The sequence below is a fragment of the Methylobacterium sp. B1 genome (assembly GCF_000333255.1).
Lineage (GTDB): Bacteria > Pseudomonadota > Alphaproteobacteria > Rhizobiales > Beijerinckiaceae > Methylobacterium > Methylobacterium fujisawaense.
In genome coordinates, this window is sequence record NZ_BACT01000250.1 from 1 (window position 1) to 12796 (window position 12796).

Annotated in this window: 9 protein-coding genes and 1 pseudogene; 8 read left to right on the plus strand and 2 right to left on the minus strand. The window is 70.6% G+C overall.

Annotated elements, in window-relative coordinates; all coding sequences use genetic code 11:
* Window positions 1-51: 51 nt before the first annotated feature.
* Window positions 52-1047: a thiamine-phosphate kinase gene (thiL, locus tag I53_RS07135; protein WP_043348402.1), complete on the plus strand. Its 996-nt coding sequence runs from the start codon at window positions 52-54 to the stop codon at window positions 1045-1047.
* On the opposite strand, the gene I53_RS07140 is transcribed toward thiL, so the two are convergent.
* A complete protein-coding gene (locus I53_RS07140; protein WP_251982248.1) occupies window positions 967-1443 on the minus strand; it encodes a hypothetical protein in 477 nt (158 codons plus the stop codon). The genes thiL and I53_RS07140 overlap by 81 nt on opposite strands.
* A 260-nt stretch (window positions 1444-1703) precedes the next feature.
* Between I53_RS07140 and I53_RS07145 the strand changes: the two genes are divergently transcribed.
* The 7 genes and pseudogenes from I53_RS07145 (at window position 1704) to I53_RS07180 (ending at window position 12192) form a co-directional block, all read left to right on the plus strand.
* Window positions 1704-3848: a sodium-translocating pyrophosphatase gene (locus I53_RS07145; protein ID WP_043348406.1), complete on the plus strand. Its 2145-nt coding sequence runs from the start codon at window positions 1704-1706 to the stop codon at window positions 3846-3848.
* A 402-nt stretch (window positions 3849-4250) separates the two neighbouring features.
* On the plus strand, window positions 4251-5051 hold the full coding sequence (locus tag I53_RS07150) for a Crp/Fnr family transcriptional regulator (RefSeq protein WP_043348409.1): 801 nt from the start codon (window positions 4251-4253) through the stop codon (window positions 5049-5051).
* Window positions 5048-7558 carry a GAF domain-containing protein gene (locus tag I53_RS30355; RefSeq protein WP_051044712.1) on the plus strand — a complete coding sequence of 837 codons (2511 nt, stop codon included), beginning with the start codon at window positions 5048-5050 and terminating at the stop codon, window positions 7556-7558. The genes I53_RS07150 and I53_RS30355 overlap by 4 nt, the downstream gene beginning before the upstream one ends.
* Before the next feature lie 10 nt (window positions 7559-7568).
* Window positions 7569-7943 (plus strand): response regulator, encoded by a 375-nt coding sequence (locus I53_RS07160; RefSeq protein ID WP_043348410.1) that lies wholly within the window; start codon window positions 7569-7571, stop codon window positions 7941-7943.
* Window positions 7944-8361: 418 nt separating this feature from the next.
* Entirely contained in the window at window positions 8362-9453 is a 1092-nt protein-coding gene (locus tag I53_RS07165; protein ID WP_043348413.1) for an alkene reductase, read from the plus strand.
* Between the two features lie 103 nt (window positions 9454-9556).
* Window positions 9557-11471: pseudogene (locus tag I53_RS30360) on the plus strand (PAS domain S-box protein).
* Window position 11472: 1 nt separating this feature from the next.
* On the plus strand, window positions 11473-12192 hold the full coding sequence (locus tag I53_RS07180; RefSeq protein WP_043348417.1) for an HAD hydrolase-like protein: 720 nt from the start codon (window positions 11473-11475) through the stop codon (window positions 12190-12192).
* Here I53_RS07180 and I53_RS07185 read toward each other — a convergent pair.
* A complete protein-coding gene (locus I53_RS07185; protein WP_043348419.1) occupies window positions 12129-12626 on the minus strand; it encodes an outer membrane protein assembly factor BamE in 498 nt (165 codons plus the stop codon). The two genes, I53_RS07180 and I53_RS07185, sit on opposite strands and share 64 nt — an antisense overlap.
* Window positions 12627-12796 lie beyond the last annotated feature (170 nt).

The window sequence follows — 12796 nt, forward strand, 5'->3', positions numbered from 1 at the left end:
TCCTCCGGAAAGCCATCCGCCGGAAAGCCGCCCGCCGGGAGGGCCTGAGCCTTGCCCGGGTCGGCCCGTGCTTCCGAGGAGGGGCTGATCGCCCGCTACTTCGCCCCCCTCGCGGGGCCGGGCGCCCACGGGCTGCGGGACGACGCCGCCACGCTGACGCNCACGCCGGGCCACGACCTCGTCCTCACCACCGATGCCGTGGTGGCGGGGATCCACTACTTCGCGGAGGATCCGCCGGCTTCGATCGCCCGGAAGGCCCTCGGCGTGAACCTCTCCGACATCGCCGCCAAGGGCGCGGTCCCGCGCGGCTTCCTGCTCACCCTGGCGCTCCCCGATGACTGGACGGAGGCTTGGCTCGACGGCTTCGCGGCGGGGCTCGGCGCGGCGGCGGCGGAGGCCGGCTGTCCGCTCCTCGGCGGCGACACGGTACGCTCCGGTGGCCCGGCGCTGATCTCGGTGAGCCTGTTCGGCGAGGTGCCGACCGGCGCCATCGTCCGCCGCACCACCGCGCGGGTCGGCGACCGGATCTGCGTCACCGGCACGATCGGCGACGCCGCCCTCGGCCTGCGGCTCCGCCTAGAGCCCACGGCGCCCTGGGTCGCCGGGCTGGACCCGGCGCTCCAGGCCGAACTCGCCGACCGCTACCTGCATCCGCGCCCGCGGCTCGCCGCGGCGCCGGCGGTCCGCCGCTACGCCTCGGCGGCCATGGACGTGTCCGACGGCCTCGCGGGCGATCTCGCCAAGATGCTGGGCACGGGTCGCGGCGCCCGGGTCGCGGCCGCCGCCCTGCCGCTCTCAGATGCCGCCCGGCGCGCCTGCGCGGCCGAGCCCGCGCTGATCGACGCGGTCCTGACCGGTGGCGACGATTACGAGATCCTCTGTACCGTTGCTCCGGAGAATGTCGCGGCCTTCCAGGCCGAGGCGGCCGCCGCCGGTCTCATCGTCTCGGCCATCGGCACCATCACATCAGGCGACGGCCCGCCGCGCTTCGAAATGCGCGATGGCGCCGAGCGCGTATTCGCGGCTGGGTCCTTCAGCCACTTCTGAGATCTGAGCCGGCCCGGATCGTGCGGCGCCGCGGCTGGCCGCGGCTCCGGCCGGATGCCCGATCTGACGACGGACCTCGTCGATCATGTCCGCCGCGACGACCGGAATCCAAGGGCTCACCGGATCCCGGCCCATGCCGGGCGTCTGGGAGAGGGCGTCCTGCAGCGCGGAGATCAGGTCATCCTGGATCGCCACCGGTTGCGCCGCGACCCGTTCGGCGATCAGGAAGCCGACTGCACCGCGCAACACCTCAAGCGTGGCCGCCAGCTTGGCGGCGTGGTCACTGCTCATCGCGAGCCCCGTCAGAGTACAACTAAAAATAGAATACCGGAGGGTTAAAAGAACGTTAATCGACCGCCGGCTCAGCCCGCGGCTGCGGCGACGCCCGGTTGCCATCGCCCCCCATGCCGCCGGGCAATGCAAAATAATGCGAGATCGTGGGCCTGCGAGGACCGCGCGCGCGGGCGCATGAGATCCGAGGCCTGAGCGTATTCTCCCGCGCGGCGTTTGCGCTCACCGGCGAAGTTTGGCAATCAAGGTATTGTTCTGGGAAGGAAAGCCCCGAATCCGAGCACCGCGTCCCATGGCCGTCGTCCGGCGGTCAAGCTCGACAATCACAAGCCCACGCCAGGCACGATAATGACAAGGACGGTCGAATGATTCCCTTGCTTCTGATCATCGTGGGCGGGCTCTGCGCCGTCGCCTACGGCATCGTCACGATCCTCGACGTGATGCGGCGCGATGCCGGCACGCAGCGCATGCAGGAGATCGCCGCCGCCATCGCCGAGGGCGCGCAGGCCTATCTCCGGCGGCAATACACGACGATCGGCCTCGTCGGCGTCGTCCTGTTCGTCCTCCTCGCCGTCTTCCTCGGGATCAAGGTCGCGGTCGGCTTCCTGATCGGCGCCGTGCTGTCGGGGGCGGCGGGCTTCATCGGCATGAACGTCTCGGTCCGGGCCAATGTCCGCACGGCCCAGGCCGCCTCCACCTCGCTGGGCGGCGGCCTCGACGTCGCCTTCAAGTCGGGGGCGGTGACCGGCATGCTGGTGGCGGGCCTCGCGCTCCTTGGCGTCGCCCTCTACTACCTGTTCCTCACCCGCGGCGCCCATCTCGACCCGTCGAGCCGCGAGGTGATCGACGCGCTCGTCGCCCTGGGCTTCGGCGCCTCGCTGATCTCGATCTTCGCCCGGCTGGGCGGCGGCATCTTCACCAAGGGCGCCGATGTCGGCGGCGACCTCGTCGGCAAGGTCGAGGCCGGCATCCCGGAGGACGATCCGCGCAACCCCGCCACCATCGCCGACAATGTCGGCGACAATGTCGGCGACTGCGCCGGCATGGCGGCCGACCTGTTCGAGACCTACGCGGTGACGGTCGTCGCCACGATGGTGCTGGCCGCGATCTTCTTCTCCGGTCCCACGGGAAGCGGCCGCGACGTCCTCGAGCCGATGATGCTGTACCCGCTGGCCATCGGCTCGGCCTGCATCCTCACCTCCATCGCCGGCACCTACGCGGTGCGGCTCGGGGCCAACCAGTCGATCATGGGCGCCCTCTACAAGGGCCTGATCGCCGCGGGCGTTCTGTCGATCGGGGCGATCGCGGCGGTCAACATGACCCTGCTCGGGGGCTTCTCGACGACCTTCACCACCTCCACGGGCGTCACCTTCACGTCGGGCGGCCTGTTCGGATGCGCGGTGATCGGGCTCGCCATCACGGCGCTGATCGTGGTGATCACCGAGTACTACACGGGCACCAACTTCCGCCCGGTGAAGTCGATCGCCGACGCGTCGGTGACCGGCCACGGCACCAACGTGATCCAGGGGCTGGCGATCTCGCTGGAATCGACCGCGCTGCCGGCCATCGTGATCGTGGCCGGCATCATCAGCACCTACGCGCTCGCCGGCCTGTTCGGCATCGCCATCGCGGTCACCGCCATGCTGGCGCTGGCGGGCTTCATCGTGGCGCTCGACGCCTTCGGGCCGGTCACCGACAATGCCGGCGGCATCGCCGAGATGGCGGGCCTGCCCGCGGAGGTGCGCAAGTCCACGGACGCCCTCGACGCGGTCGGCAACACCACCAAGGCGGTGACCAAGGGCTACGCCATCGGCTCGGCGGGCCTCGGCGCGCTGGTTCTGTTCGCCGCCTACACGTCGGACCTGAACTACTTCATCGCCAATGCGAGCCCGACGCAGTACCGCTTCTTCCAGGGCGTCAGCGTCGATTTCTCCCTGTCCAACCCCTACGTCGTGGTCGGCCTGCTGCTCGGTGGCCTGATCCCGTTCCTGTTCGCCGGCATCGCCATGACGGCGGTCGGGCGCGCGGCGGGCGCGGTGGTGGAGGAGGTCCGGCGCCAGTTCCGGGAGAAGCCCGGGATCATGCAGGGCACCGACCGGCCGGATTACGGACGGGCGGTGGACATGCTGACCCGCGCGGCGATCAAGGAGATGATCGTCCCCTCGCTCCTGCCGGTGCTGTCGCCGGTTGTGCTGTTCTTCGTGATCCAGCTGATCGCCGGCAAGAACCAGGCCTTCGCCACGGTGGGGGCGAGCCTGCTCGGCGTGATCCTCACCGGACTCTACGTGGCGATCTCGATGACGTCGGGCGGCGGCGCCTGGGACAACGCCAAGAAATACATCGAGGACGGCCACCACGGCGGCAAGGGCTCGGAGGCCCACAAGGCGGCGGTGACCGGCGACACGGTGGGCGACCCCTACAAGGACACCGCCGGTCCGGCGGTGAACCCGGCGATCAAGATCACCAACATCATCGCCCTGCTGCTGCTCGCGGTGCTGGCACACAGCTGATCGATGGATGGCCGAACCGAAGGTCGGCTTTCCGACCTCTCGGTTCCGCTTGCGGGCCATCTGAGGGATTACCGGCCGCACCGGATCCGGGCGGCCGTCTGCAGCCAATCCGCTTCCGGCCCGCACGGAGCCGGGCGGATCCTGCGGATGTGTCATCGCCGATCCGACCGGGCGAGGGGCACGGCGCACCCGATCGGGCGGTGCCGGGGTTCGACTCTCGGACCGTCGCGGTCGGCGCAGCCACCTGCAGGACGCTGCGCCGACCGTGAACGACCGCGCCAATCCGTCATGTCGAGACCTCGCGACCGCCGGCCATCATTTTAGCGGGAAGTGTTCACTCTTGAACGGACGCGGCGGCCAAGCTGGGCTATGCCGGCTCGTAGCGCCAGCCTGCCGCGACCGATGCCGCCGAACTCACCGTCCCCGCTGGAGCGGAACCTCCTGCTCCGCTCGCTGCCACCCGTCGAACGGTCGAGGCTTCTCCCCCATGCGGAGGTGGTCACACTGGTGCGCGGCGACGTCCTGTTCGAGCCGGGGGACGAGGTCACCGCGATGATCTTCCCGCTCGACGGGACGGTGGTCTCCCTGATCGTGCCGCTGGAGGAGGGCCGCACCATCGAGACCGCGACCGTCGGTCGTGAGGGGGCGCTCGGCGGCGTCGTGAGCCAGGGCTACCTCCCGGCCTTCAACCGCGCCGTCGTTCAGATGGGCGGGGCGGCGGTGCGGCTGGACGCGGCGCGGATGCAGGCGGCCAAGCGCACCTCGCTGCCGATCCGCAACGCCCTCGTGCGCTACGCCGACTGCCTCCTCGCGCAGGTGGTCCAGTCCGTCGCCTGCAATGCCGCCCATCCCATCGAACAGCGGTGCGCGCGCTGGGTGCTCGCCCTGCACGACCGGCTCGCCACCGACGTCCTGCCGGTCACCCAGGACATGCTGGCGGAGATGCTCGGGGTGCGCCGGACCTATCTCAGCGGCATCCTCAACCGGCTCCAGGCCCAGGGGCTTATCGAGATGGGCCGGGCCAGGATCACGGTCCGCGACCGGCCGGCTCTGCAGGCGGCGTCCTGCGAATGCCATCGCCGGGTGCAGGAGCACTTCGCCCTCGTCCTCGGCGCGACCTTCACGCCGGCCGGAACCCTCGTCGCGCTCGACCCCGAAGGCGCGCCCGATCCCCTGGCGACGCACGGGGCCATTTCCGCATGACCGTGATCGACATGGAAGGCGTCGAGCATCTCATCGCCGCCGACCTGCGTCTCGCCGCGCTCAAGGCCTACGGCATCCTCGACACCCCGCCCGAGGCCGCCTTCGACGGCATCGTGCGGCTGGCGACCCGGCTGTGCCTGACCCCGGTCGCCCTCGTCAGCTTCGTGGCCGCCGACCGCCAGTGGTTCAAGGCACGGATCGGTTTTCCTTCGTGCGAGACCGACCTCGAGCGCTCGGTCTGCAAGTACGCGCTGGCCGAGCCGGACCTGCTGATCGTGCCCGACCTCGCGGCCGACCCGCGCACGGCCGACAACCCCCTCGTCACTGGGGAGCCGTTCATCCGGTTCTACGCCGGGGCGCCCCTGCGCGCGCCCGACGGGCAGGTGCTCGGCTCGCTCTGCGTCATCGACACGGTGCCCCGGCCCCAGGGACTGACCCCGGAGCAGCAGGAGGACCTGCGCATCCTGGCGGCCCAGGTCGTCACCCAGCTGCAGATGCGCCGGGCCGTGGACGAACGCGATCAGGTCCTTGCGTTCCAGGCCGCCGAGCTGCGGCGGGCGCACCGGCTCGACGTCATCGCCACCGCCTCCACGGCCCTGCTCACCGCCGACGACCCCTCCGCGGTCCTCGAACCCATTCTGAGGGACGGGGCCGACGCCCTCGGGTTCGACCGGGCCTGCCTCTACGACGTAACGCCGGACCGGCAGCACCTGCGCCTGACCCACGCGGTCAACATCTCTCCGGACGGGCGCGAGCGCCTGAAGCGCCTGCCGTTCGGGACTCCGCTCTGCGGCATCGTCGCGGAGACCCGCCAGCCCCTGATCCTCAGCGGGTTGCAGGCCAGTCTCGATCCGCGATGGGAGGTGGCCCGCGGCAACGGCCTCGACGCCTATGCCGGGTTCCCCATCGTCAGCCGGGGCGAACTCTGCGCGGTCATCGCCTTCGCCTCGACGCGGGTGGCCGCCTTCGACCGCGAGACCGTGGCGTTCTTCGAGACGCTCGCCCGCCTGATGGCGGCGGTCCACGAGCGCCTCGACGGCGAGGACGCCCTCGCCGAGAGCCGGGCCTACTGGCGCAGCCTGTTCGAGCGGCTGTGCGAGGGCTTCATCGTCGGCGAAGTCATCCGCGAGGCCGGACAGGTGACCGACTGGCGCTACGTCGAGGTCAACCGTGCCTGGGGCGACCTCGTCGGCATCGACGTGAACCAGGTTGCCGGCCGGACCATCCGCGAGGTCTTCCCCGGTATCGAGGACGCCTGGGTCAATGAGTTCGCACAGGTGGTGGAGAGCGCGGAACCGCGCGAGTTCCTGCGGCGGGTCGGGACGCTCGACCGCTGGTACGAGGGCCGCGCCTTCGCCATCGGCGCCGACCGCTTCGCCGTCACCTTCCTCGAAGTCACCGACCGGGTCCAGGCCGAGGCGCGACGTACGGCCCTGCTGAGCCTCGGCGACCGGTTCCGCGACCTGACGGAGGCCCCGGAGATGATCCAGGCCGCCGCCGAGATCGTCGGCACGACCCTCGGCGTCACGCGGGCCGGCTATGGCCATATCGACGGCGACGTCGAATTCGTCGACATCGAGGAGGGCTGGACCGCACCGGGCGTCGCCAGCATCGCCGGGCGGCACCGCTACGCCGATTTCGGCGACATCCGCGAGCACCTTCGGCGCGGCGAGCCGCTGGTCATCGAGGACGTGCGAACCGATCCGAGAACGTCCTCGGATCCCCGGCTGATGCTCGACGTCGGCATCGGCGCGCTCGTGAACATGCCGGTTCGCGAGCGGGGACGCACGGTGGCGGTGTTCATCGTGCAGGACGACAAGCCCCGCCGATGGTCGCCGGAAACCCTGGCCTTCGTGCGCAACGTCGCCGAGCGTCTGGAGTCGGGCGTTGCCCGGCTCGAGGCCGAGGAGCAGCAGCGCATCCTCAACGAGGAGATCTCGCATCGCCTGAAGAACATGCTCGCGATGGTGCTGTCGATCGCCACGCAGACCCTTCGCGGTGTCCCCGACCGCGCTCCTGTGGAGGCCTTCGAGCGGCGCATCCACGCGCTGTCGACCGCCCACAACGTGCTCCTCCACAAGACATGGACGAGCGCCCCGGTCCGCGAGGTCGTCCATGCGGTCCTCGGCGCTGCGGGTCATGGCGACCGCATCACGGTCACGGGCCCCGATTTCGATCTCGGGCCGCGCGCGACGCTCTCGGTCTCGCTCCTGCTGCACGAACTGGCGACCAATGCCGCCAAATACGGGGCCTTGTCGGTCCCCGACGGGCGGGTCGCCGTGACGTGGCGCCTGGATGACGGCATCGGGGAGCGTGAGGTCGTGCTCGACTGGGTCGAGCGGGGCGGCCCGCCACCTGTGGCCCCCGCGCACTCCAAGCGCGCCGGGTTCGGCTCGCGCCTCATTCGTTTGGGATTGGCCGGATCCGGCGGCGTCGACCTTCGTTACCCTTCCTCTGGCTTCGAAGCGACGCTGCGTGCGCTGCTCGTCCAATTGCAGCATGGATAGGGAGCGAGCCGTGGCTGCAGGGACTGCGAGGCGGAATGCCATCCTCGTCATCGAGGATGAGCCGGTCATGCGCCTCATGGCTGTCGACCTCGTCGAGGAGGCGGGGTTCGAGGCCCTGGAAGCGTTCGACGCCGAGGAAGCGGTGCGCCTTATGGAGGCGCGGCCCGACATCGTCCTCGTCTTCTCCGACATCGACCTCGGCATCGGCATGGCGGGTCTGGACCTCGCCCATGCGATCCGGGACCGTTGGCCGCCGGTCGAGATCATCATGACCTCGGGGAAGATTCAGCCCGAACCCGGGGATCTGCCAGAGCGCGGGCGCTTCTTCGAGAAGCCCTACCGCCGCGACGAGGTCGCCGCGGCGATGCGCGAACTCGCAGCCTGACCGGACGTCGGGGCGGTCGGCCGAGCCGGATCCTGCCTCTCCGGCATCGGCCGCGCGGCCCGGCATGGAGACCGACACCCAGACCGGACCGGACGACCCGAAGCCGCATGGCCGGCGTCGACTCCGGATATCCGGAGACGCGCGGCGACGACACGGGCGCATCGGCGCCGACCCACGGCGGCATCGGTGAGCGCCTTCTCGTCGACCGGCCCGAACGGTGACCGCGGACCGCACGGTGCGGATCAGTCGACAGGGCCGGGTTCCGAGCGAGCCCGGCTGTTCACCATTCACCGTGTGCGCCCCCGCACGCGCCTGTCAGCCCTGCTGCGCTGCACCTTGGCATCGCGGCGGCGCAGCGCCACCTCGGCGCGGGAATAAAACCGGACGCGGCCTGCGCCGCACCACAACGAGGTACCTCATGCCGTCCCTGCTCGACCCGATCCGTATCGGCGCCATCGAGGCGAAGAACCGGATCTTCATGGCGCCCCTGACGCGCGGCCGCGGCACCCGCGAGCACGTGCCGACCCCGATCATGGCCGAGTATTACGCCCAGCGCGCCGGCGCGGGCCTGATCCTCACCGAGGCCACCGGCATCAGCCAGGAGGGTCTCGGCTGGCCCTACGCGCCGGGGATCTGGTCCGACGCCCAGGTCGACGCGTGGCGGCCGATCGTGAAGGCCGTGCACGACAAGGGCGGCAAGATCGTCTGCCAGATCTGGCATATGGGGCGGCTGGTCCACCCGGACTTCCTGGGCGGCGAGAAGCCGATCTCGGCCTCTGCCACGACGGCGCCCGACCAGGCGCACACGTATTCCGGCAAGAAGCCCTATGCCGAGGCGCGCCCGCTGGAGGTCTCGGAAGTGCCGCGCCTGCTCGCCGATTACGAGCGGGCCACCGCCAATGCCCTGGCGGCCGGCTTCGACGGCGTGCAGATCCACGCCGCGAACGGCTACCTGATCGACGAATTCCTCCGTGACGGCACCAACCACCGCACCGACCAGTACGGCGGCTCCATCGAGAACCGCGTGCGGCTGCTGCGCGAGGTGACCGAGGCTGTGGCGAAGGTGGCCGGGCCGGAGCGCACCGGCGTGCGGCTCTCGCCCAACGGCGCTATCCAGGGCTGCAACGATTCCGATCCGGAGCCGCTGTTCGTGGCCGCCGCCCAGGCGCTCGCCGATGTCGGGATCGCTTTCCTGGAGATGCGCGAGCCGGGGCCGAACGGCACCTTCGGCAAGGCCGACCACCCGCCGATCGCCCCGGCGATGCGGCGCGTGTTCCGCAACCCCATGATCCTGAACGCCGATTACGACGGCATCAGCGGCCAGAAGGTTCTGGATGCCGGCGAGGCCGACGCCATCGCGTTCGGCCGGACCTTCATCGCCAATCCGGACCTCGTCGAGCGGATCGCCCAGAAGGCGCCGCTCAACAAGGACGACGCCGCGACGTGGTACAGCCAGGGGCCCGAGGGCTACATCGACTACCCGACCCTGACGAAGTCCCGCGCCGCCTGACGCGCCCCGGCCAGCATCGTCTGCCGGGCCCCGGCGGGCACGGCAGGAAAGCGCGGCGGTCCCTAGGCAGGGGGCCGCTGCGCGCCTATGTGAGGGCAGGACCATGGATGTGCCTGCACCTCACGCGCTCGCGGAAGCCGGACCGACCGATGGACGCTGGAGCGCCGCGGATCGGATCGCGGAACTTCGTGATCTCGCGATCCTCGATTCGGAGCCGGAGCCGCTCTACGACGATCTCGTGCGGGTCGCAGCCTATGTCTGCCGCGCGCCGGTCGCCCTCGTCAGCCTGGTGGATGCCGAGCGGCAGTGGTTCAAGTCGGAGGTGGGCCTCGGCAAGCGCGAACTGCCGATCAACTGCTCGGTCTGTGCCCATACGATCGAGGCGGGCGATCTTCTCGTCATCCCGGATCTGACCACCGACCCGCGGACCACTGAGAACCCCCTCGTGACCGGGGCGCCGGCCTTCCGCTTCTATGCGGGCGCGGTGATCCGCGGCAATCATGGCATTCCGATCGGTGCCCTGTGCGTCCTGGACCGGGCCCCGCGGCCGGACGGCCTCGATTCCGAGCAGACCGCGACCCTGCTGGCGTTGGCACGTCAGATCTCGAGCCTGCTGGAGCATCGCCGGACGCTGGCGCGGGTCGCCGCCCGCGAGGCGGAGATCGCCGCGAGCGAGCGCCGCTTCCGCGTGATGACCTCCGCCATGCCCCAGATGGTCTGGACCACCCGGCCGGACGGGTTCCACGATTATTACAACGACCGCTGGTACGAGTTCACCGGCGTGCCCTACGGCTCCACCGACGGCGAGGGCTGGAACGGGGTGTTCCACCCCGAGGACCAAGAGCGGGCCTGGGCGCGGTGGCGCCACTGCCTCAGGACGGGCGAGCCCTACGAGATCGAGTACCGCCTGCGCCACCACAACGGCGATTACCGCTGGACGCTTGGGCGCGCCATGCCGATCCGGGACGCCGAGGGGCGGATCGAGCGCTGGTTCGGGACCTGTACCGATATCGACGACCTGAAGCGTGCCGAGGCCGAAGCCCGCAAGCTCGCCGTGATCGTCGAGACCTCCAAGGACTTCATCGGGCTCTGCACCCTCGAGGGCGAGATCACCCATCTCAACGAGGCCGCCCTGGCCCTGGTCGGCCTGCCCGAGCTCGCCGCCGCCCGGGCGTGCACGGTGTCCGACTTCTTCACCGACGACAGCCGCCGGATCCTGGCCGAGACCGTCATGCCGGCGGTGCGCCGGGACGGATTCTGGGAGGGCGAGCTGGCCTTCCGGCACTTCGTCACCGGCGAGCCGTTGGCGGTGCTCTACAACATCTTCCCGGTGCGCGATCCGATGGGGACGGGAGTGGGATACGCCAACGTCACGCCGCGACCTGCGCGAGGCGTACCGCGCCGAGGAAGCGCGGGACCTTTCTGATCGCGAGCTGTTCCACCGGATCAAGAACATCTTCGCGGTGGTCGGCGGCCTTGCCGCGCTGACCGCCCGGAGCGATCCTGCGGCCAAGCCGTTCGTGGCGGCGTTCCGCGAGCGACTGGGCGCCCTGGCCCGGGCCCACGAATATGTTCGCCCCCATTCCCCCGACAGCGCCCCGCCGGTGGCCGGTCAGACGGTGCTCGGGCTGATGCGCCTGATCATGGCCGCCTACGAGGAGAACGGACGCGCGCGCGTGGTGATCACCGGGGACGATGCCGAGATCGGCGAGCGCACCGCCACCGCTCTCGCCCTGATCATGCACGAGCAGGCGACCAACGCGGTCAAGTACGGAGGGCTCTCGACGCGGGAGGGCGGCGTCTCGCTGAGCGGGGCCCGGGAGGCGGGCCGCTATACGCTGACATGGCGCGAGGAGGGCGGCCCCCAGGTTGCCGGCGCGCCGCTCCGGAAGGGGTTCGGCACCGTTCTGGCCGAGCGCAGCGTCGCCGGCCAGCTCGACGGCGTGCTGGAGCACGACTGGGCGCCGGGCGGTCTCCTGATGCGGCTCTGTGTCCCGCTCGAGAACCTGCGGACCTGACATGACCCGGCCGCCGGCCGCTCCACGGCCGCGTCTCGTCGTCCTCGATTTCGACGGCACCCTGGCCGACAGCTTCCCGTGGTTCTGTTCGGTTCTGAACGGGGTCGCCGACCGCTACCGCTTCCGCCGGGTCGAGGCCCATGAGGTCGAGGGTCTGCGGCTCCTGGGCGCCCGGGCGATCGTGGCCCATCTCGGCATCCCGCGCTGGAAGCTGCCGCTCATCGCCCGCCACATGCACAGGCTGGCCGCGCGCGACGCCGGCCAGATCGCCCTGTTTCCCGGCGTTCCGGCGATGCTGGCCGCGGTCGCGGAGGCGGGCGTGCCGCTGGCGATCCTGTCGTCGAACCGCGCCGACACGGTGCGGCGGGTGCTCGGACCGGACAATGCCGACCGCATCGGCACCTATGCCTGCGGGGCCTCGGTCTTCGGGAAGGCGCGTCGGCTGCGGAGGCTGCTCGCACGGACCGGCGTGGCGCCCGACCGGGCTCTCTGCATCGGCGACGAGATCCGCGACCTCGAGGCGGCGCGCGCCCTGGGCTGTCCCTTCGGCGCCGTGGCCTGGGGCTATACCGATTCCCGGGCTCTCGCGGCCCTCGGCCCCGAGCACCTGTTCTCGGAGCCGGCGGAGATCGCCCGCCTCGTGGCGGGCGAGGCCGATCACATGCCGCGATTGGCGCCCGGCACGACGCTGGTGCCGCTGCCGCTGCCGAACGGCTCGTAGCGGGTCAGGCCGCGGAACAGCTGGCTGAGGAAGGCGCGGTCGGCGCCGCTCGTCGGCGTCGTGCGCTCGATGAAGTCGAAGATCCGACCGTCCTGGAGGCCGTAGAGCGCCACCCGCTCGACCTTGAAGGCGGGCGAGAAATAGACCGCCGTCACCTTCTGGTCCTCGACCTGCTCACCCAGGAACATGATCGTCCGGCGGGTGTTCTGCGAGATGTAGTACCAGGACTTGTTGCCCACGGTGGACACCGTCGACGGCGTGCCGAGGATCTGCAGGACCTGCTCGGGGCTCATGCCGGGCTTGATCGTGGCGAGTGCCGCCTGGTCGACCTGATAGCCGTGACGCAGCTCCTCGCCGATGCAGCCGGACAGGCCGGTTCCCGCAAGGCCGAGCAGGGCGAGGCGCGCGAAGGACTGGACGAGACGGCGCCGCATCGGGCCCCCAGAGAGCGTGTTGACGGACGGGGCGCAACCGTCGTCGCCGACACGGGGCTCCGACGGCGCTTGCGCCCTGGGCGTGGGTTGCCGTACCGCGGGGTTATGGCTTTGACAAGGCAAGCTTGGCCACAGATGGCCGGGGTTCGGCACCGATGATCGCCGGGTTG